General features: G+C 71.8%; 16 protein-coding genes. 9 read left to right on the forward strand and 7 right to left on the reverse strand.

The features are described from left to right. The first annotated feature begins 7 nt into the window (after positions 1–7). The 7 genes from hemB to ccsB all read left to right on the forward strand — a co-directional run bounded on the left by hemB (position 8) and on the right by ccsB (position 7,406). The gene (gene hemB, locus ABD747_RS04475; RefSeq protein WP_344801891.1) at positions 8–997 is read left to right on the forward strand and encodes a porphobilinogen synthase; all 990 of its coding nucleotides are present in this window, start codon (positions 8–10) and stop codon (positions 995–997) included. 88 nt (positions 998–1,085) lie between these two features. Continuing rightward, positions 1,086–2,408 (forward strand): glutamate-1-semialdehyde 2,1-aminomutase, encoded by a 1,323-nt coding sequence (gene hemL / locus ABD747_RS04480; protein WP_344801892.1) that lies wholly within the window; start codon positions 1,086–1,088, stop codon positions 2,406–2,408. Next, the gene (locus ABD747_RS04485) at positions 2,405–3,079 is read left to right on the forward strand and encodes a histidine phosphatase family protein (RefSeq protein WP_344801893.1); all 675 of its coding nucleotides are present in this window, start codon (positions 2,405–2,407) and stop codon (positions 3,077–3,079) included. The genes hemL and ABD747_RS04485 overlap by 4 nt, the downstream gene beginning before the upstream one ends. 259 nt (positions 3,080–3,338) lie before the next feature. Further along, positions 3,339–3,875 carry a TlpA family protein disulfide reductase gene (locus ABD747_RS04490; protein WP_344801894.1) on the forward strand — a complete coding sequence of 179 codons (537 nt, stop codon included), beginning with the start codon at positions 3,339–3,341 and terminating at the stop codon, positions 3,873–3,875. 160 nt (positions 3,876–4,035) lie between these two features. Continuing rightward, positions 4,036–4,749 (forward strand): cytochrome c biogenesis CcdA family protein, encoded by a 714-nt coding sequence (locus tag ABD747_RS04495; protein ID WP_344802040.1) that lies wholly within the window; start codon positions 4,036–4,038, stop codon positions 4,747–4,749. A gap of 150 nt (positions 4,750–4,899) precedes the next feature. Further along, positions 4,900–6,393, forward strand: a complete 1,494-nt coding sequence (resB, locus tag ABD747_RS04500; RefSeq protein WP_425562484.1) for a cytochrome c biogenesis protein ResB — start codon at positions 4,900–4,902, stop codon at positions 6,391–6,393. Further along, the gene (ccsB, locus tag ABD747_RS04505; protein WP_344801896.1) at positions 6,390–7,406 is read left to right on the forward strand and encodes a c-type cytochrome biogenesis protein CcsB; all 1,017 of its coding nucleotides are present in this window, start codon (positions 6,390–6,392) and stop codon (positions 7,404–7,406) included. The genes resB and ccsB overlap by 4 nt, the downstream gene beginning before the upstream one ends. A 463-nt stretch (positions 7,407–7,869) precedes the next feature. Here ccsB and ABD747_RS04510 read toward each other — a convergent pair whose 3' ends face one another. Both ABD747_RS04510 and ABD747_RS04515 read right to left on the reverse strand, forming a co-directional pair. Continuing rightward, entirely contained in the window at positions 7,870–8,298 is a 429-nt protein-coding gene (locus tag ABD747_RS04510) for a rhodanese-like domain-containing protein (RefSeq protein ID WP_344801897.1), read from the reverse strand. Then, complete coding sequence (locus ABD747_RS04515) at positions 8,295–8,795, reverse strand: cysteine dioxygenase (protein ID WP_344801898.1); 501 nt, start codon at positions 8,793–8,795, stop codon at positions 8,295–8,297. The genes ABD747_RS04510 and ABD747_RS04515 overlap by 4 nt, the downstream gene beginning before the upstream one ends. A gap of 600 nt (positions 8,796–9,395) precedes the next feature. Between ABD747_RS04515 and ABD747_RS04520 the strand changes: the two genes are divergently transcribed. Further along, on the forward strand, positions 9,396–10,109 hold the full coding sequence (locus ABD747_RS04520; RefSeq protein ID WP_344801899.1) for a DNA alkylation repair protein: 714 nt from the start codon (positions 9,396–9,398) through the stop codon (positions 10,107–10,109). 105 nt (positions 10,110–10,214) lie between these two features. Beyond that, complete coding sequence (locus tag ABD747_RS04525; RefSeq protein WP_344801900.1) at positions 10,215–11,615, forward strand: mycothione reductase; 1,401 nt, start codon at positions 10,215–10,217, stop codon at positions 11,613–11,615. A 58-nt stretch (positions 11,616–11,673) separates the two neighbouring features. Here ABD747_RS04525 and ABD747_RS04530 read toward each other — a convergent pair whose 3' ends face one another. From ABD747_RS04530 to ABD747_RS04550, 5 genes are all read right to left on the reverse strand, one after another. Next, positions 11,674–12,873 (reverse strand): hypothetical protein, encoded by a 1,200-nt coding sequence (locus tag ABD747_RS04530; protein ID WP_344801901.1) that lies wholly within the window; start codon positions 12,871–12,873, stop codon positions 11,674–11,676. Between the two features lie 103 nt (positions 12,874–12,976). Next, positions 12,977–14,251, reverse strand: coding sequence for an ATP-binding protein (locus ABD747_RS04535; protein WP_344801902.1), 1,275 nt, complete (start codon positions 14,249–14,251; stop codon positions 12,977–12,979). Between the two features lie 8 nt (positions 14,252–14,259). Continuing rightward, positions 14,260–15,051 carry a hypothetical protein gene (locus ABD747_RS04540; RefSeq protein WP_344801903.1) on the reverse strand — a complete coding sequence of 264 codons (792 nt, stop codon included), beginning with the start codon at positions 15,049–15,051 and terminating at the stop codon, positions 14,260–14,262. A gap of 167 nt (positions 15,052–15,218) precedes the next feature. Then, on the reverse strand, positions 15,219–19,064 hold the full coding sequence (locus ABD747_RS04545) for an nSTAND1 domain-containing NTPase (RefSeq protein WP_344801904.1): 3,846 nt from the start codon (positions 19,062–19,064) through the stop codon (positions 15,219–15,221). 34 nt (positions 19,065–19,098) lie between these two features. Then, the gene (locus ABD747_RS04550) at positions 19,099–19,842 is read right to left on the reverse strand and encodes a hypothetical protein (RefSeq protein ID WP_344801905.1); all 744 of its coding nucleotides are present in this window, start codon (positions 19,840–19,842) and stop codon (positions 19,099–19,101) included. Positions 19,843–20,206 lie beyond the last annotated feature (364 nt).

Consider the following 20,206-nt stretch of genomic DNA (forward strand, 5'->3'; position numbering starts at 1 on the left):
GCGAGCTTTGAGCACGCCAGCGGAGCGAGCAGCTAGACACCGCCCACGACGGCTACGCACGACTGCGGCGATGCGTTCCATGATCGCCGAGACCGACGTCCGACCACAGCAGTTGATCTTGCCGCTGTTCGTCGCCGATGGGATCGCGGAGCCGCGCCCGATCACGTCCATGCCCGGAGTCGTCCAGCACACGCTGGACACTCTGCGCAAGGCGTGCGTCGCGGCGGCCGACGCCGGACTCGCCGGCGTGATGCTGTTCGGCATTCCCGAGCACAAGGACGCCCTCGGTTCGGGCGCGCTGGACGACCGGGGCGTCCTCAATGTCGCGCTGCGAGCGGCGCGAGCGGAGGTCGGCGACGCCTGCCTGGTGATGAGTGACGTCTGTCTGGACGAGTTCACCGATCATGGTCACTGCGGCGTGCTGCGCTCCGACGGAGTGGTCGACAACGACGCCACGGTGGAGATCTACGCCGAGATGGCGGCGCTGCACGCCGCCGCCGGAGCCCACGTCGTTGCCCCCAGCGGGATGATGGACGGTCAGGTGGCCGCGATCCGCGCGGCGCTCGACGCGGCCGGGGCGCAGGACGTGGCGATCATGGCCTACGGCGCGAAGTACGCGTCGGCGTTCTACGGGCCCTTCCGCGAGGCGGTCGCCTCGTCGCTGCAGGGCGATCGGAAGACCTACCAGCAGGATCCGGCGAACGTCCGCGAGGCGCTGCGCGAGGTGGCTCTGGATGTCGCCGAGGGTGCCGACATCGTGATGGTCAAGCCGGCGCTGGGCTATCTCGACGTGCTGCGCGCGGTGCGCGAGGCGGTGTCGATCCCGGTGGCGGCCTACAACGTGTCGGGTGAGTACGCGATGGTCGAGGCGGCCGCGGAGCGCGGCTGGATCAACCGGGAGGCCGCCATCGCCGAGACCCTGATCAGCATCCGACGGGCGGGAGCCGACATGATCTTGACCTACTGGGCCCACGAGTGGGCGGTGGGTCAGCGATGAGCTGCATAGGTGCGCTGAGTCTGTCGAAGCGCGATCCGATGCCCTTCGACAAGCTCAGGGCCGGTATCGGACGACGGGCTCAGGGCGCATGACTGATCAGCAATCAGCGCGCGCCTTCGCCAGGGCCCAGGCCGTCATCCCCGGCGGGGTGAACTCGCCGGTGCGGGCGTTCCGTGCGGTCGGCGGCACGCCGCGCTTCATCGCGTCGGCCAAGGGTCCGTTTCTCTACGACCTGGACGGCAACGAGCTGGTCGACCTGGTCTGCTCCTGGGGTCCGATGCTGCTCGGTCACGCCCATCCGGAGGTGCTCGCGGCGGTCGCCGCGGCCGCAGCGGACGGCACCTCCTACGGCGCGCCGACGGTGGCCGAGGTGGAGCTGGCCGAGGCGATCGTCGAGCGGACGCCGGTCGAGCAGGTGCGGCTAGTCAACAGCGGCACCGAGGCGACCATGTCCGTGCTGCGGCTGGCCCGCGGCATCACCGGCCGTAACAAGATCGTCAAGTTCGCCGGCTGCTATCACGGCCATGTCGACGCGCTGCTGGCGGCTGCCGGCTCCGGCGTCGCCACGCTCGCGCTCCCCGGCACCCCCGGCGTGACCGCCGCGACAACCGCGGACACCATCGTGGTGCCCTACAACGACCGGGCGGCGCTCGCCGAGGCATTCGGGACGTACGGTCACGAGATCGCCGCGGTGATCACCGAGGCCGCGCCGGGGAACATGGGCGTGATCGCCCCGGCGGTCGAGGACGGCGTCGGGTTCAACGCGTTCCTGGCCGACATCGCGCACGCGCACGGTGCCCTCTTCGTCTCCGACGAGGTGATGACCGGATTCCGGGTCACCCGGTCCGGGCAGTTCGGGCTGGACGGGGTGCCCGGCGACCTGATGACCTTCGGCAAGGTGATGGGCGGTGGGTTCCCGGCGGCCGCGTTCGGTGGCCGGGCCGACCTGATGGCACACCTGGCCCCGGTGGGCGGTGTCTACCAGGCAGGCACCCTGTCGGGGAACCCGGTGGCCAGTGCGGCGGGGCTGACCACGCTGCGGCTGGCGACAGACGAGGTCTATGCGCAGCTGGACCGGGCGTCGGCCGCGCTGCGGGCGGAGGTGACGTCGGCACTCCGCGCGGCGGGCGTACCGCATGTGCTGTCGGCCGCCGGGAACATGTTCAGCGTCTTCTTCGTGCCTGCTGGTGTGGACGCGGTCCGGAACTTCGACGACGCCTCGAGCCAGTCGACGGCGGCGTACGCGGCGTTCTTCCACAGCATGCTCGACGCCGGGGTGTATCTGCCGCCCAGTGCGTACGAGGCGTGGTTCCTGTCTGCGGCGCATGATGATGGTGTGATGGACCGGATCGTTTCTGCCCTGCCGGCGGCCGCTGTGGCGGCCGCGAACGCCGAAGGAGATGCTCGGTGAGCTCGCCTACCCCGTCGGGCGGTGACGGCAGGACCGTCGTCCACCTCGTCCGGCACGGCCTGGTGGAGAACCCGGATGGCGTGCTCTACGGCCGGCTGCCCGACTATCACCTGTCCGAGCTCGGCCGGGAGATGGCCGCGACGACGGCGCAGTTCCTGTCCGACCGCGACGTCACCCACCTGCGCTGTTCCCCGCTGGAACGGGCCCAGGAGTCGATGGCTCCGATCGCGGCGGTCTATCCGATCCCGGTCACCATCGACGGCCGGGTGATCGAGGCCCAGAACCATCTCGAGGGGCAGCACGTCTCGCTCGGCGGTCCGGCCATGCGGGACCCGAAGAACTGGTGGCTGTTCCGCAACCCGCTGAAGCCGAGCTGGGGCGAGCCCTACACCGAGATCGTCGCCCGGATGCGGCTCGCGCTGCGCGACGCGGCACTCGCCGCCGACGGGCACGAGGCGATCGTCGTCTCCCACCAGCTGCCGATCTGGATGGCCCGCTGCGACGCGGAGGGCCGCCGGCTGGTGCACGATCCGCGCAAGCGCGAGTGCGCGCTGTCCAGCGTCACCTCGTTCACTTTCCTCGACGGCCGGATCACCTCCGTCGCCTACACCTCGCCGGCGAAGGCGCTCATCCCGGGCGTCAAGAGCAAGAAGTTCGTCGCCGGTGCCTGATCCCCGGACCATCGCACCCACCCGGACCGCCCCGCCCCTCCGGAAAGTGTGCGGCTCTCGCGAGTCTGAATCGCTTCAGACTGTGACAGCTGCACAGTTTCCGGACGGGGTTTCGGGGGACAGAGTGTCGGGAGACGGGATTCCGGGGGACGGGATTCCGGGGGACGGTATTCCGGGGGACGGGGCTGCCGGGAGGAACCGCGGCTCCGGAAAGGGCCGGGTCGTCGGGAGAAGGTCTGCGGCGGCCGGCGCGTTGGCGATGGTCGTGCTGGCGGCGGCGGGCTGCAGCGGGTCCGATCGGAGCACCGAGGGCGGCTACGTCGGTACGTCCGCCAGCCGGGTCACCCTGGTCCCGCCGGACCAGCGCAAGCCTGCGGCGCGGGTCTCGGGCACCGCGCTCGGGGGCACGGGCACGATCTCGACCGCCGACTACGCCGGCAAGGTGGTCGTGATCAACGTCTGGGGCTCGTGGTGCCCGCCGTGCCGGCAGGAGGCGCCCGAGTTGGAGGCGGCCAGCAAGCAGACCAAGGGCAAGGCCGCGTTCGTCGGGATCACCACCAAGGACTACAACCCGGCACCGGCGGAGGCCTTCGTCCGGAGATTCGCGATCACGTACCCCAGCATCTACGACCCGAGCGGCAACGTGCTGCTCTCCTTCGCCGGCGATCTGCCGCCCAGTGCGATCCCGTCGACGCTGCTGATCGACGCCGAGGGCCGGGTCGCGGCCCGGGTGCTGGGCACCGTCACCACCGACACGCTGGTCGACATGATCGACGATGTGGCGGCCGGGAAATGACTGCCTTCCCTCCCACCCCGATCGCAATCCGGATCCCCTGTAGCGATCCGGATCCGTTGTACGGGATCAGAGCCGCCACACGGGATCCGAGATCGTGGGGGGATCCGTGATCGTCGCACTCGACATCGGCGGCTGGATGCAGAACGCCGTCGGCGGTTCGATGGCGCTGGCCATCCCGGTCGCGGTGCTGGCCGGCCTGGTGTCGTTCTTCTCCCCGTGCGTGGTGCCGCTGCTGCCGGGCTACCTGGCGTACGCGAGCGGGCTCGGCGCGGCCGAGGTGATCGAGGGCAACCAGCACCGCCGCCGGATGTTGGCCGGCGCGAGCCTGTTCGTGCTCGGCATGGCCGTGGTGTACGTGATCACCGGGGCCGTGGTCGGTGCCGCCGGCGAGGCGCTGCTGCGCTATGCGGCGGTGATCGGCCGGGTGCTCGGCGTGGTCATCATCATCCTCGGGCTGATCTTCGCCGGTGTGCTCCGGATCGGTCAGCGCGACCTGCGGATCACCCGGGTTCCCGTGGTCGGGGTGGCTGCAGCCCCGCTGCTCGGAGCGGTCTTCGCGCTCGGCTGGACCCCGTGCATCGGTCCGACGCTCGGCGTGGTGCTGAACCTCGCGCTGAACGAGGCCACCGCCGCGCGCGGGATGCTGCTGATGTTCGTGTTCACCCTCGGACTCGGCTTGCCGTTCGTGATCGCCGGGCTGGCGTACACGAAGATGGCTCGCACCGTCGGCTTCGTCCGCCGGCACCAGGTCTGGGTGCTGCGGTTCGGCGGCTTCTTCATGGTGGTGGTCGGCCTGCTGCTCGTGACCGGACTGTGGGACCAGCTGATGACCTCGCTCCGCCAGGTCGCCTCCGGCTTCACCCCGGCGATCTGAGGTGAGCAGATGACCAGCGACCTCGAGACGAGCGAGACCCAGCTTCCGGTTGATCCGGAGAATGCTCCGCGACGGCCCGGCCGGAACGGCGATGCCCCGGCGATCGGCTGGCGCGGCGGGCTCAGGTTCGTCTGGACTCAACTCAGCTCGATGCGGACCGCCCTGGTGCTGCTGTTCCTGCTCGCTCTGGCCGCGATCCCCGGTTCGTTGGTGCCGCAGCGCAAGATCTCGCCGATCCGGGTGGACGACTTCATCGTGGCGCACCCGACGCTGGGTCCGATCTACGACAAGATCGGCATGTTCGCGGTCTATTCGTCGCCGTGGTTCTCCGCGATCTACCTGCTGCTGTTCGTGTCCCTGGTCGGCTGCATCATTCCCCGGGTCGGGGTGTACGCCCGCGCGCTCCGGGCCGATCCGCCGCGGACGCCGCGGAACCTGGCTCGACTGCCCGCGTACGCGTCCCGCGAGGCGCCGGCCGGCGGCCTCGACTCCGCCGGCACCGGCGTACTCGACCGGGCGGCCGCAGACCTGAAATCGGCGCGCTACCGGGTGGTCCGGCATGACGACTCGATAGCGGCGGAGCGGGGCTATCTGCGCGAGGCGGGAAACCTGCTGTTCCACCTCAGCCTGCTGGTTCTGCTGCTCGGGGTGGCGATCAACGGGCTGTTCGGCTATCGCGGCACCAGTGTCGTCGTCGTCGGTCAAGGCTTCACCAACACCTTGACCCAGTACGACGACCTGACCGCCGGCGCGGCGTTCAAGGAGAGCGCGCTGGAGCCGTTCACCGTGCTGGTGAAGAACTTCGAGGTCAAGTTCGAGACCGGGCCGGTGCAGCGCGGGGCGGCTCGGCTGTTCCGAGCCGACGTCGAGGTCGCCGAGGGCGCCGGCGGCACGCCGCACGCCGAGACGCTCGAGGTGAACCACCCGCTGAACATCCACGGCACGACGGTGCACCTGATTGCGCACGGCTATGCGCCGAAGGTGACGGTGCGCGACGGGAACGGCAACGTCGCGTTCAGCGGGCCGGTCGTGTTCTTGCCGCAGGACGGCAACTTCATGTCCGCGGGTGTGATCAAGGTGCCCGACGCGCAACCGAAGCGGCTGGCCTTCCAGGGTCTGTTCCTGCCCACTGCCGTGGTGACCAATGCGGACGCCGCGCCGGTATCGGCGTTCCCGGACGCGCTGAACCCCGCTCTGCTGCTGGACATTTGGTCAGGTCCGCCCAAGACCGAGACCGGGCGCCCGGAGAACGTCTACTCCCTGGACACGACCGGGCTGACGCAGTCGAAGAAGGCCGACGGGCAGCCGATCCGCTTCGCGCTGCAGCCGGGTGACACGTACGACCTCCCGGACGGGCTCGGCACGGTCACCATGGACGGCTGGGAGCGCTGGGTGAAGCTCCAGGTCGGGGACACGCCGGGGATGCCGATCGCGATCGGCGCGATCGGGTTCGCGGTCTTCGGGCTGTGCCTGTCGCTGTTCGTCCGGCCGCGGCGCGTGTGGGTCCGGGTGCGGACGGCGGAGTCCGGATCTAGGGTGGTGGAGGTCGGCGGGCTGGACCGGGCGGATGCCCGGGCCGGGCTGACCGAGGACGTGACCGAGCTGGCCGATCGGCTGGTCGGCGAACCGAGGGAGCGCGGGTGAACTACGCCTACTACTCCAGCCTGGCGCTGGTCAGCTCGGTGGTGATCTACGCCGCCGCGATGTTGGCGCACGCCGCCGAATGGGCGGCGGCGCGCAAGGTGGTCGTCGATGCGGACGTACGCGAGCCGGCGATGGCGGGCGTCGCAAGTCCGGCCGGTGTCACAAGTCCAGCCGGTGTGGCGGGGCCGAACGGGGCCGGAAGGCCCGGGACTGCCGGGGGGCAACCGCCGGGGGGCGAGGAGTCGGCCAGCGAATCGGCGGCGGTCCGGGTCGACATGTTCGGCCGGATCGGGGTGATGCTGACCGTGCTCGGCTTCGTGCTGAGCGTGGCCGGGGTCGTGCTCCGCGGGCTGGCGGCCGGCCGGGCGCCGTGGGGCAACATGTACGAGTTCACCATCAGCGCGATGGTGTTCATCGTGGCCGCGTACCTGTTCGTGCTGGCCAAGTGGGGCATGCGCTGGCTCGGGCTGCCGGTCACCCTGCTCGCCGCGATCGGTAACGGGCTGGCGGTGACCGTTTTCTACGTCGCGGTCGCACCGCTGGTCCCCGCGCTGCACTCGGTCTGGTTCCTGATCCACATCGTGTGCGCCGCAATCTCGGGCGCGGCGTTCAACATCGGTGGCGTCGCCTCGATCCTGTACCTGATCCGGAAGCGGGCCGAAAGCCGCGGCACCGTCCGCGGGTATCTGGCCAAGCTGCCGGAGTCGCGCCGGATCGATGCGATCGCGTACCGCTTCAACGCCTTCGCGTTCCCGCTGTGGACCTTCACCGTCGCCGCCGGCGCGATCTGGGCGGAGTACGCCTGGGGCCGCTACTGGGGCTGGGACCCCAAGGAGACCTGGGCCCTGGTGACCTGGGTGATCTACGCCTGCTACCTGCATGCCCGTTCGACCGCCGGCTGGCGCGGCACCCGCGCCGCCGTGATCGCGATCATCGGGCTGGCCTCGTTCTGGTTCAACTTCATCGGCATCAACCTGCTGGTCTCCGGCCTGCACTCCTACGCCGGGATCTAGCCGGAGTCGGATCTGCCCGCGCCCTCTCGCGGGCCGCGCTCGCACCACCTGCCCGGGAAACTGTGCAGCTGTTGCAGGTGCCGTCGGCGTGTCGCTGCGAGATCTGCACAGTTTCCGGGCGCCTGGGTGGTGCGGTGGTGCGGTGGTGCCTGGGGCCTCTGCTTTCGGCGGGCGGCCCCTCCGTCTCCGGAAACTGTGCGGCAGTTGCAGGTGCCGTCGGCGTGTCGTTGCGAGATCAGCACAGTTTCCGGGCGCCTGGGTGGTGCCGTGGTGCCTGGGGCGCCTCTGCTTTCGGGTGGCGGCCCCTCCTTCTCCGGAAACTGTGCGGCTGTTGCGGGCGCCGCCGGCGTGTCGTTGCGAGATCTGCACAGTTTCCGGGCGCCTGGGGGCCCGGGGGCCCGGGGAGCAGGGGCGGCCCCGGGGGAGGACGGATGGGCGGGGAGGGGCGGCGGGGGCGCGCCTGTCAGGACAGGTCGGTCTGCCAGGCGGCGTAGCCGCCGACCACGTCGGTCGCGCGATGCAGGCCGAGTTCCTGCAGGGTGGCCGCCGCCAGGCTCGAGGCGTAGCCCTCCTGACAGAGCAGGATCACCTGCAGGTCGTGGTCGGCGATCGGCAGCGCCGCCTCCGAGGTGGGATCGAACCGCCACTCGAGCACGTTCCGCTCGATCACCAACGCGCCGGGCAGATCGCCATGGGTTGCCCGCTGCGCGGAGGGCCTGATGTCCACCACGACGGCGCCGGCTGCCCAGGCCTCGCGAGCCTGTGCCGGGGTGAGCCTGTCCAGTCCCGCGCGGGCCCGGTCCAGCAGTGTCGCGATGGACACCGCGCCGGGGCGCTCGACGGACACAGCGCCGGCGCTCGTCGTGGTGGCCGGCGGGGTGAGTGCGCTCACCAATCCACCCCCGCCAGCTTCGGGTCGGTCGGCCGCAACAGGCCGTCCTGCTCCCGGTAGTAGTTCATCTCGCTCAGCGACGGAGCGTAGACGTGCAGGCTGATCGCCGGCGCGAGGCCGTTGTTGGTCACCTTGTGGATGTGCTTGGTGCCGAACGGACGGACGGCCTCGACGGCGTACTGCTGGGCGCTCGGCACGATCCGCGGCGGCCCGTCGGGCTGGACCTGGGCCCGCTGCTCGGTCAGCACGCCCTCGAGGACGACGAACGCGCCCGCGCTGCCGCCGTGGTCGTGCCAGTCGGTGCCCTGGCCGGGGAGCCAGGTGAGCAGCCAGGCTTCATAGGTGGGCTCGGCGGCGAGCCGGGCGTAGTAGCGGGAGGTGGCGTCGTAGCGCACCAGACCCTCCCAGAGTGAGCGGTTGGCGCCGAGACGCAGGGCGATGGCGGTGGTGTCGGCGGGCGTGCGGGTCTTGTGATGCGTACGAGTACTGCTGGGCATGGCGGAATCGATCCTTTGCGATGGACGTACGGCGAACGGTCGAGAGCGAGTGCGGCCGGTCAGGCCCGACAGGCCGCACTGGTCATTCGCCGCAGATCGAGATGGATCCGCGAATGCAGGCTGAAGCCCCGGAGGTAGGCACCGGCCAGTCTGCGCATGCCCTGAACGGTACCCAGCCGCAAGCATTTGGGCAATTCCCTGTCTCACTATAGGAAATAAAGGGATTCAACGTTGCTCTTCCGCTGAAGCCGCCGCGCGAGCCACTCCGCACCCTTGCGGTCCACTTCGCGCCCTGCACGCCGGGTGCGATGTCGCATTCCGCGGTGCGGAGTGGGCGGGAAGGGTCGAGGGGGGTGCGGAGTGAGCGGGGAAGGGTGGAGGGGGTGCGGAGTGGGCGGGAAGGGTCGAGGGGGTGCGGAGTGAGCGGGGAAGGGTGAAGGGGGGTGCGGAGTGAGCCCGGAAGGGTCGAGGGGGGTGCGGAGTGGGCATGCGAGGGTCGAGGGCGAGTGAGTGGGCGGGACAAGGTCGAACCGGCTGGGGCGGCCACAGCGGCACCGCGGAGGTTGTGTCGGGCCGCACGGGACGAGCAGGGTTGGCCATGTGACTGGTGTGGCGGCCGAGGTGCGGGCAGCGATCGACGCGGCGGCGGATCCCGAGGTCGCGGCCGCGCTGGGGCGCTATTTCCAGGTGCGGCCGGGCGGGTACGGCGAGGGCGACGTCTTCGCCGGGGTCCAGCTGAGCCGGCTGCGGGAGCTGGTGGCGCCGTGGCGGCGGGTCCCGTTCGCCGCCGAGGACTGGCTGCCACTGCTGACCAGCCCGGTGCACGAGCACCGGCTGGCGGCACTGGTGGTGATGGCCGAGCGGGCCGGCCGGAGCGGCGACGCGGAACTCGACCGGATCTGCCGGTGCTATCTCGACCACACCGCGTACGTCGACAACTGGGACCTGGTCGACGTGAGCGCGGCGAAGGTGCTCGGCCGCTGGCTGCTGGACCGCGACCGGACCCCGCTCTACGACCTGACCGGCTCCGGCTCGCTGTGGGAGCGGCGGATCGCCGTGGTCGCCACCCACCAGCTGATCCGGCACGGGCAGACCGAGGACACCTACCGGCTGGCGGTCCGGCTGATCGGCGATCGGGAGGACCTGATCCACAAGGCCGTCGGCTGGATGCTCCGCGAGGCCGGCAAGCACGTGGATCCGGCCGAGCTGCTCGGCTTCCTCGACGCGTACGCGGCCGACCTGCCTCGGACCACCCTGCGCTATGCCATCGAGCACCTGCCCCGGGAGGTCCGGCGGGCGTACCTGGCTCGCTGAGTCGGGGCGCTCGCTGAGTCGGGGCGCTCGCTGAGTTCGCGCGCCTGCTGGGTCCGGACGCCCGCGGCCCAGAGGCGTGTCGGTGCCGGCTGGCAGGATGTCGCCATGCCGCGCGCCTTCGATCTGTGCATCATCGGCAGCGGCTCTGGGAACACCATCGTCGACGAGCGGTTCCGCGGCATGCGGACGGCGATCGTGGACAGCGGGCGGTTCGGCGGCACCTGCCTCAACGTCGGCTGCATCCCCACCAAGATGTACGTCTATCCCGCGGACGTGGCCCGCGCGGCGCAGCGGGCCGATCGGCTCGGTCTGAGCTTCGATCCGCCCCGGGTCGACTGGCCCGGGCTCCGGGACCGGATCTTCGGCCGGGTCGACGCGATCTCCAGCGACGGCGAGCGCGGCCGGCGGGCCGACCCGGACGTCACCGTGTTCACCGGCGAGGCCCGCTTCACCGGTCCGCGCCGGCTCCGGGTGGGCGAGGAGACGATCACGGCCGAGCGGATCGTGATCGCCGCGGGTAGCCGGCCGGTCGTACCGGACCTGCCGGGTCTGAGCGACGTCGCGTTCCACACCTCCGACACGGTGATGCGGCTGGACCGGTTGCCCGCGTCGATGCTCATCTTGGGCGGCGGGTACGTCGCAGCCGAGTTCGCGCACGTCTTCTCCGCCCTGGGCGCCGAGGTCACGGTGGTCAACCGCTCCGCCCGGCTGCTCGGTCACACCGACCTCGAGGTCTCGCAGCGGTTCACCGCGCTGCTCGGCGAGCGGCTGGACGTCCGGCTGAGCTCCCGGATCGAGCGGATCCAGCGGATCGAGCCGGTCGATCGGGACCGAGACACAGCTACCTGCGGGGTCCTGGCGAGCATCGGCGGCGAATCACCCGGTCGGGTCGAGGCCGAGGTCGTGCTGGTGGCGACCGGCCGGGTCCCGAACGGTGACCGGTTCGACCTCGCCGCGGCCGGGGTGGACGTCGACGACGACGGCTTCGTCGTCGTCGACCGGCAGCAGCGGACCACCGCCGACGGTGTGTTCGCGCTCGGCGACGTCTGCTCCGCTCGGATGCTCAAGCACGTGGCCAACCACGAGGCCCGGGTCGTCCAGCACAACCTGTTGCACCCGACCGCGATGATCGAGAGCGATCACCGCTACGTGCCGCAGGCGGTCTTCTCCGATCCTCAGGTGGCCTCGGTCGGCCTGACAGAGCAGCAGGCGCGCGACCGCGGGACGGCGTGCGTCGTCGGTCGCGCCGACTACGGCGACACGGCGTACGGCTGGGCGATGGAGGACGAGCGGCACTTCGTCAAGGTGCTCGCCGACCCGGACTCCGGACTGCTGCTCGGCGCGCACCTGATCGGCCCGCAGGCCAGCAACCTGGTCCAGCCGCTGGTGCAGGGGATGTCGTTCGGGATCGCGGCGCTCGACCTCGCTCGCGGGCAGTACTGGCCGCATCCAGCGATGTCGGAGGTGGTCGAGAACGCCCTGCTCGACCTGCCGTTCGGCCGGTGACAGCCGGTGACCGCCAGTGACGCCCGAGCCGATCCCCCGGACGCTCGCCGCGGGCGGTTCAGGCGGTGCCGGCGGACGCCGGCCACCGGACGACCACGGCCCGCCGGACGTCGGTCGGGCCGGCCGGTTCCTCCGCGACCGAGCCGCCGGCTTCGTCGATCCGGCGGCGCAGCTGGCCCAACCGCGCGATCCGATCCGGGCCCCGCGAGCTGCCGCCGACCACCGACACCACGAGCGAGCCGGCGACCAGCCGGACGGTGGCGCCGACCCGGGATGCGCCGTCGGACAGCACCACACCGACCGTGTCGTTCAGCACCAGCCGGAGCAGGTCCCGGTCGGCATCGGAGAGCCGATCGACATCGACCGTCAGCTCGCCGCGGGCGCCGACGGCCATCGCCAGCGTGCGGACCAGCGCGCTCAGGGTCTGCGGCCGGGCCGCGCTTTCCAGCAGCGGGTCGGCCAGGGTGAGCGTCTCGCGCAGGCGGCTGTTCGCCCCGACCGCAAGCTCGTACAGGCGGGGGCAGGAGTCCCGCAGCTCGTGGCTGGCCTGCTCCAGCAGGCGCAGGTTCGCCGACAGGCCGCCGTGCAGCTCGTCCAGCACGGACTGCCGCCCGTCCTGGGCCTCGGTCTGGATCATCTCCACCACGTTCTGTACGGTCAGCTGCTGATCGCGGGTCAGCGCCACGGTTGCCATCGGAAGCAGACAGACGATCACCACGATGGTCCGCTCGCCCGGCTCCCACGGGGCGGGCAGCGCCAGCGCGAGACACGCGATCAGTCCCAGCGGGGAGGCCAGTGCCCGCAGCATCCGGGCCACCCGACCCGGACGCGGATCGGGTCGATACCAGCGCGGGTCCAGGGCCAGCCGTGCCGAGACCACGGTCAGCAGCACCGTGGCGGCGCAGAGCGCCAGGAATCGCGACGGCGCCGTCAGTGCGACGGTGCACCAGGCCGCGACCGCGACCACGAGCAGCGCACTCAGCAGGTCCAGCCAGCTGACCAGGATCCAGCGGCGGCGCCGGCTGATCGTGCCCGCGGGCGGCGCACTCCGGGCGCGCAGCATGCAGACGGCGACCGCCGGCAGGCTGGACACGATCGACACCACGTCCTCCAGCTGGACCAGCATCGTCAGCACCACGGTCAGCGCGATGATCCGGACCGTGAGCGCGGGCCGGATCGTCTCGGCCGCCCGGCGGCTGGCCACCAGGAACGCCAGCCGGCCGGTCTGGACGCGCCAGGGCGGATCGGTCCCCGCCATCAGCGCGGGCCCTCGGGCCTCAGGAGTCGTCCGCAATCGTGCCGAACGATCCGGACGTCTCGACGCTCGGGAGCCGGGGCGCTGAGCGGGACCGTGTGCCGGGTCACGACGTCCCTACCCAGGTGGCCATCACGACCTTGTTCAGTGCCCCGTTCTCCGCCGACAGCGCGCCGCCCCGGGCCGCCAGCTTCGCCTCCAGCGCAGCTGAGCTCGAGCCGGGCGACTTCCAGGCCCCGGACGGGATCGGGCGGCCGTCGTCGGCGACGATGATGACCAGCCGCGGCCCGACTCGGCGGAGCTCGACATAGATCCGGTTGGCGCGGGCGCTGATCGCGTTGCCGGCCAGGTCCCGCATCGCCTGGCTGGCCAGCTGCCGGTCGTCCGGGGCGAGTTCCGGGCCGGCCGGCAGGGTGACGCTGAGCTCGCGCCCCGCCGCCCGGCCGAGTGTGACCAGCCGGTCGGCTACGACCCGAAGTGACTGGCCGCCGTCCTGGCGCGCGGAGTGCGCCACCTGGTTGGGGATGTCCGCGATGCCGCTCAGGGCAGACTCGGCCAGCCGGTGCACCCGCTCGGCGGCCGGCCCGAGATCCGGCACGAGGTCGGCCGACAGCTGACTGATCTCGGCAAGAATCGGCAGCAGTTCGCGTGAGGTCTCCTCGATCACGAGCCTGGTGCCTCGCTGCCGCTCGGCTTCGACCAGCGGTTCGAGGTCGGAGACCAGCAGCTGAGTGGCGCCGGCCCGCAGCGGCACCAGGAATCCGCAGGCGGCGATCGCGATCAGCCCGATTCGCTCGGCCTCGCCCCAGGGGGCCCACCAGGTGAGGAGAAGCACGACCGCACACGCCTGCACGCCGCACAGGACCCGGTCGACCTCCTGCCACTGCGGCGCTCGCACCGCCGGGTTGTACCAGGCGTTGTCGTCGAAGATCGAGCAGCAGACGGCGGCCACATAGCCGGTGGCGACCCCGACGTAGGTGATCCGGACGATGGTCGGTAGGTCGGTAACGGCCCAGGCGGCGGCCGCCACCATCACGACCGCACCGAAGCACTCCACCAGGGCCGGCAGGTTCAGCTGGGGATGCCCCTCCCTGGTGGCCAGGTGCTTCTCGTACCGTCGCAGCAGCCGGCCGCGCGGGGTGCCCTGGGTGACCCGGAGGGCAACCACGTCCAGCACGGTCCCGACCAGGGCGGGCAGCAGGGCGAGCCCGGCGACCAGCCGGTTGTCGCTGGCGAGGGTGATCGCCACCGCAACGACGACGGCCGCCACCTTGTTGGCACTGAGCACTCCGGTGTACGACGCCAGCCGGCGGAGCAGGACGAGGTTGGCGAAGCGGTCCCGACGCTGCTCCTGCGGCCGAGCCAGGATGATCCCGGACATGGGTCTGATCAGCGAGCCGCAGCCGTGAGATCTCGGTGAGCCAGCGCGTCGGGCAGGTCCGGAGCGGTGAGGAAGCTGGTGTGCTGGGCCGCGAAGGTGCCCAAGATGCCCTTCTTGTTCCGGCTCGACCCGCGGTCGGGCAGGTCGAAGAAGGCGGCGTTGAACTCGTTCACCGCGTTCGTCGCCCGGTCCTTGAAGCTGCGCAGGTGGGTCGCTTTCAGCTGGAGCAGCGCCGCGGCGACGGTCACGTCGCCCGCCGCCCGATCCAGCGCGCGCCAGCGTTCGACCCAGCTCAGGTCGGGCAGCACGGCATCGATCAGGTACGCCCGCTGCAGCCGGTAGCGCCACTGCAGCGGGCTCGGGTCGATCCCCGCGGTGAGCGCGGTGGCGTAGTGACGCAGCGTGTACGGGTCGTTCTGAGTCTTGTCCAGCACGGCGCGCGCCCCCAGCCAGTGCCGGGCGGCGGTCGCGAACAGGACCCGGCCGTTCTCGACGAATTGGCTGTAGCTCACCAGGCGGGTGCGCGGCCGCTGGCGAGCCAGCGCCAGCAGGGCCGACAGCCCGGTCGTGGATCTCGAGCTGAGGTTGAAGTCGACGAACGCGACCTCCCACTCGACCCCCGCCGCGAGCTGCCGCTCGAGCTCGGCGACGCTACGGACGGAGGTCAGGCCGGCGCCGAAGGCGACGCGGAAGTTGGCCGCCTCGCCGGGGATGTCGTCCACCAGCAGCACGCGCGGCTGGTCTGCGGCGTCGGTCAGGGGTCCTGCAGGCACACTGCGCAGGTGGCGGGTCGCTGGCACCGGGGGATCCTTCGCGGGGGATGCACGGGGTCTAGTCCATCGAACCGCGTCGGCGACGCGCGCGCAGGAACTACGTCAAGTCCGTACGGGGTCAATACGACCGATCCGGGGTCTGGCCAGGGCGGACGCCGTCGAAATCGAGGTCGGGCCGGAGCGGCATCCGAGGGTCAGCATATCTGGCGCACCGGGATCCCGGCGAGATAGCGACGCCACTCCTGGGCATCCAGCGGGTCTCCCCGCCGGGCGCAGATCTGGTCGATGGCTGCGGCGGTGTCGGTCTGCCAAAACCGGAGCGCGCCCGACGGGCCGGTGCCGACCAGGCCGCCGTCGTGGTCGACGAAGCGGGCGTCGTTGACCCGCTCGCCGGCCGCGCCGAGGCTGGCCGCGGGGATCGGCGTCGCCGGGTCGGCGAGGTCGTACAGCCAGAGGGTTCCGTCGGCCGAGCCGACGGCCAGCCGGTCACCGGCCGCCGAGAACGCGACCGAGACGACGGCCGCCTCCGGCCCCTCGATGCTGGACACCAGACGCGGCCGATCGTGGTCGGAGACGTCCCACACCCGGAGCGACCGGTCGGCCCCGCCGGCCGCCAGCAGCCGGCCGTTCGGGCTGAACGCGACCGCGTTGACGTCGTCTTGGAAGTTGGTCAGGGTGGCGAGTCGCTGCGGCTTCTTCGGTCCGCCGACATTCCAGACCACGACCTCGTCCGCCGCGTCACCGACCGCCAGCATCGTGCCGTCCGGGTCGAAGGCGACCGTCAGAGCGATGGCGCCCGCGGGCAGCGTGGCCGGCTCGCGCCGCGGCGACATCGGGTTGGAGATGTCCCAGAGGGCGACGTAGGCGCGGGTCGCGTCGACCGATGCGAGCAGCCGGTTGTCCCTGCTGATCGCCAGAGCCTGGAGCTGGCTGGGCGGGCCGTCCGCGGCACCGTGGTCCGACCCGACGTGGCTGACCGAGCCGAGCAGCGTGGGCTGACCGCTCGACGTCCCCCACAGCACGATCCGCCCGGTCGTGGTGCCGCCGGCTAGCAGGCTGCCGTCGGGCGACAGGGTGCCGGTCCCGGAGATGGTGCCCTGACCGGCCGGCGGAGCCACGGTCGCACGCAGGTCGGCACGCCGGTCGTCGCCCAGGTCGTACAGCCGGAGCGTCCCGTCCCCCCGCCCGGTCGCTTCCGCGAGGAGTCGCTGATCGGTCGACTCGCCCAGCTGCCAGCCGGGTCCGACCGCGTCGTGCGTGGTCGGATCGGGCAGCGGCCACAGCCGGCTGGTCCCGTCGGACGAGCCGGTGACGATCTTGCCGCCGGCCACCTGTACCGAGACCACGATCGCCGGTCCCGGCATCACCGACAGCCGGCGCCCGGTGACCAGGTCGAACACGACGGTCGTCTGATCCGAGCTGCCGGCGACGAGCCGGCGGGCATCCGGTTGGTAGGCGACCGCGTTCACCCAGCTGCCGAAGCCGCCCAGGGCGGGCCGCGACGTCAGGCCGTTCCTTCCGATGGCCCACCGCCGGACCTCGTTGCCGGTCGTGCCCGCGGCCACCTCCCGGCCGTCCGGGGAAAAGGCGATCGCCAGGGCGCGGGCAACCCCCAGGGCGGCGCTTCGCCGGTGGACGGCGCGGCCGGCGTCCAGTCGCCAGACATCGATCCGGTCCGCCGCGCCGGCCACCGCGAGCCGCCGGCCGTCGGCGGAGACAGCGATCGCCGAGACTCCATCGGCCACACCGCGGACCAGATCGACCGGGTCGGACCGGGCCGGGTCGGTCCAGCCGACGACGCGACCGTCCGACGTACCGGCCAGCAGCCGGTGGGTGCCGGGAACGAAGGCGAGGGCGTACGTCGTGACCTCCACCCCCAGCGTCCGCAGCCGGCGCGGCGCCGAGCGGTCGGACACGTCCCACAGGGTTGGTGCCGACTGGCCGCCGACGGCGAGCAGCCGGCCGTCGTCGCTCCAGGCCAGTGCGTACAGATCCGGGGGCTTGATCGCTGCTGCGACGTCGGCCACCCGACGCGGGGTCTGCTCGGCCAGCGAGAACAGCCGCAGCCGGCCGGCCGCGTCGGCCGTGGCGAGGGTGTCGCCGTCCGGGCTGGTTCGCGCCTGCAGCGGGCCGGGGTGACCGGTGAGCCGGGTCGGCGTCCACTGAGCGGTGGCATCCATCAACGCCGAGCGTGCCTCGAGGGTGGGGGAGATGCGGTACGCGGCCAGCGCGAGCTGGCTGGACAGCGCCGGGTCCTCGGTCCGCAGCTTGGCCGCCTGCAGCGCGACCTGGCGGGACCGAGCCTCGTCTCGTGCGGCTTCGGCGACGGCCCGATAGTGCCGGGCGTTCAGGTAGGCGCCGGTCGTCGCGACGGCCAGCAGAGCGCAGAGCACCGCGAGCACGAAGGCCATCGTGCCGAGCCGGCGCCGGGACCGGTGCTGCCGCTCCGCCGCCGCGGCCTCGCGCCGGTGGTGGTCCTCGCTGGCCTTCAAGAACTCGCGCTCGAGCCGGTTGAGGTCCGCGCTGTGTCCCTCGAGTCGGGCCCACTCGTACCAGCTGCTCAGCCGGGCGGCCGGCAGCAGATGGCCGTCGTCGCGGCCGGCCGCGGCCCACTGGCGAGCCGCGAGGGTGATCCGGCGATGGATGACCAGCCCGGCCCGGTTGCTGGCGATCCAGCCCGTGAAGCGCGGCCAGGCGGTGGTCAGCGCCTCGTGGGTGATCTCCACCGAGTCCACGTCTCGGGTCAGCAGCCGGGCCGCGCAGTAGGCGTCGATCGCCGCGGCCATCGCGGCGTCGGTGTTGCTGTCGTCCAGCACCTCGCCGAGCTGGAGTCGGCGCCGGCTGATCGTGTTCCCGTCGAGGTTGATCAGCCGCAGGAACAGTCGTGGCACGCAGTCTTGCTGCTCGGGACTCAGCCGCTCGTACGTCGACTCCGCGGCCTGCTCGATCGCGCCCGCGATGCCGCCGGTCGCGTAGTAGTCCGAAACAGTCATCCGGCGGTGGTTCGACCGCTCCCAGGTGGACAGCAGCGCGTGGGACAGCAGCGGCAAGGCGCCGGGGTCGTGCGCGGCGGTGACGCTGCGCGACGCCAGGTCGCCGAGCAGCACCTTGACCAGGTCCTCGTCGACGCGGGCGCCGGCCCGGCTGGCGGGCTCGACGATCGCCGATCGCAGCTCCACCGAGGTCATCGGCCCGACCAGCAGCTGGCACTCCTGCAGCGCCTGCTGGAGCTCGGGTCGCCGGCTGGCCGCGGCGTAGAAGTCGGCCCGCAGCCCGATCAGCACGATCCACTCCTGGCCGGGTTCGGCCAGCCGGAGCAGGGACTCCAGGAACGCGGTCCGCTCGGCGTCGTCCTCGACCTGGGTCCACAGCTCCTCGAACTGGTCGATGCACAACACGGTCTGCCGGGTCACCGTCAGTGCGGCCAGCGTCTCGCTCGGGTGTGCACCGGGCGTCATCACCAGCGCCCGCCAGGTGTCCAGCACCGGGTCGCTGCTGCCGTCGAGGGCGCGTCGGCCGAGGGCGGGGATGATCCCGGCCCGGATCAGCGACGACTTGCCCGAGCCGGACGCGCCGATCACGGTCATCAGCGCCGGCGGGCCGCCGGCCACCCGTTCGCTCAGTCCGACGAGCTGGCGAAGGGCGCGGTCGATCAGCTGGTCGCGGCCGAAGAACCACGCCGAGTCGCCGGTCTCGAACGCCTGCAGACCCTGATAGGGCGGGCGGCCGTCGACGCCGCGGCTGCTGCGGGCCTGCCGAGCCCGCCCGGCGGCCTCCCACCAAGCCTCCCGATCGGCCGGCGAGGTCACACCGCAGGCCACGATGACGGCGTCGAACCGATCCCGGTAGGCGCCGACCGGCGCGTGCTGGCCGCTCATCCAGCCGGAAACGGTGCCGTGCGGCACGGCGCTTGCCGCGACCACCTCGCGGACGGACAGGTTCGCGGCCTGGCGGAGCGCGGTCAGCGCTGTCGCCAGATCCTCGCGCGAGTTGATCAGCGCCGGATCGGGGAGTGCGCCGGTCTCCACCCCGTCGGTCACCGTGCCGCCGATCCCGCGCGGCCGGGCCGGGATCTCACCGCGGCGACCTCACCCGCACGTCGGCCGCCATCGCGGTGGTGAGGTCCGGCGCGCCGAGGAACTGCCAGTGCCGCGCGGCGAAGGTGGACAGCACGCCCTTCTTGTTGCGCTGCACCAGTGGCGGCTCGATGTCGTGGATCACCCGGTTGAACTCGACCACGGCCGCCATCGCCCGGTCCTTGAAGCCGCGCAGCTGCGCCGCATCACGGCCCAGCAGCCGGGCGGCGGCCTGCATCTCCCCGGCCGACTCGTGCAGGGCTCGCCAGATCTGGACCCAGTAGGGCTCGGCCACGATGTCGTCGATCAGGCCGGCGTGCTCGAGCCGGCGCTGCCAGCCGATCGGGGTGGGATTCGCGCCGCCGGCCAGCTGGTCGGCGTACCGGCGCAGCGTCTCGGCGTGGTTGTGGACCTTGTCCAGCAGCGCGTCGGCGGCGAACCAGTGGCGCGCGGCGCAGGCGTACAGCGTCCGGCCGCTCTCGGCCAGCTGGCTATAGGAGACGACCCGGCAGCCCGGCCGGCGCCGGCGCAGCCGGGCCAGCGCAGTCAGCCCGGTGTAGTCGGCCGAACCCAGGTTGAAGTCGACGAAGGCGATATCGAAGGGCCGGTTGCCGGCGACGGCGGCATCCAGCTGCTCCATCGTGCGGACATGGGTCAGCCGGTCGAACGCGGCCGCGAAGTTCGCGGCCTCGCCCGGCGTGTCGTCCACGAGCAAGACGGAGGGCTGTTCGTCCGTCGTCATCCCCACCCCCATCGACGGTCTCGGCAGTGTCGACCGGCGATTTGTCCATTGTCAACGTCATTCTCTCGGCCGTCCGGCGCAGTCACGGACCCGACCCCGGGACGGCGCCCGCACATAAGTGCTCGCGCGCGGGTGGTGCGCTCGGCAGGATGGGCGCCACGTCGGACTTGTCCGACTTCCGGGTGGCTGAGGCCGCGGACCGTCGCTGGAGCTCCGTGACCTCAGCCACCCGAACCTTTCCCCCTTCTGCGAACCCGGATCCCTTCTGCGAACCCGGATCCCCTGTGCGCCCTCGGATCCGGAGCTCGGGATCCGACCGCGCCGGAGGGATCCGAAGATCCGGGCGGGTGCGCGCCGGTGCGTA

Source organism: Microlunatus ginsengisoli, from assembly GCF_039537205.1.
GTDB classification, from domain to species: Bacteria; Actinomycetota; Actinomycetes; order Propionibacteriales; family Propionibacteriaceae; genus Microlunatus; species Microlunatus ginsengisoli.

What these genes read in the sequence shown, in the direction of transcription:
- hemL (WP_344801892.1), top strand. Translation starts at nt 1,086, where the DNA reads ATGACTGATCAGCAATCAGCGCGCGCCTTCGCCAGGGCCCAGGCCGTC.
- ABD747_RS04490 (WP_344801894.1), top strand. Translation starts at nt 3,339, where the DNA reads ATGGTCGTGCTGGCGGCGGCGGGCTGCAGCGGGTCCGATCGGAGCACC.
- ABD747_RS04495 (WP_344802040.1), top strand. Translation starts at nt 4,036, where the DNA reads ATGGCGCTGGCCATCCCGGTCGCGGTGCTGGCCGGCCTGGTGTCGTTC.
- resB (WP_425562484.1), top strand. Translation starts at nt 4,900, where the DNA reads ATGCGGACCGCCCTGGTGCTGCTGTTCCTGCTCGCTCTGGCCGCGATC.
- ABD747_RS04515 (WP_344801898.1), bottom strand. Translation starts at nt 8,795, where the DNA reads ATGCCCAGCAGTACTCGTACGCATCACAAGACCCGCACGCCCGCCGAC.
- ABD747_RS04525 (WP_344801900.1), top strand. Translation starts at nt 10,215, where the DNA reads ATGCCGCGCGCCTTCGATCTGTGCATCATCGGCAGCGGCTCTGGGAAC.
- ABD747_RS04530 (WP_344801901.1), bottom strand. Translation starts at nt 12,873, where the DNA reads ATGGCGGGGACCGATCCGCCCTGGCGCGTCCAGACCGGCCGGCTGGCG.
- ABD747_RS04535 (WP_344801902.1), bottom strand. Translation starts at nt 14,251, where the DNA reads ATGTCCGGGATCATCCTGGCTCGGCCGCAGGAGCAGCGTCGGGACCGC.
- ABD747_RS04550 (WP_344801905.1), bottom strand. Translation starts at nt 19,842, where the DNA reads ATGACGACGGACGAACAGCCCTCCGTCTTGCTCGTGGACGACACGCCG.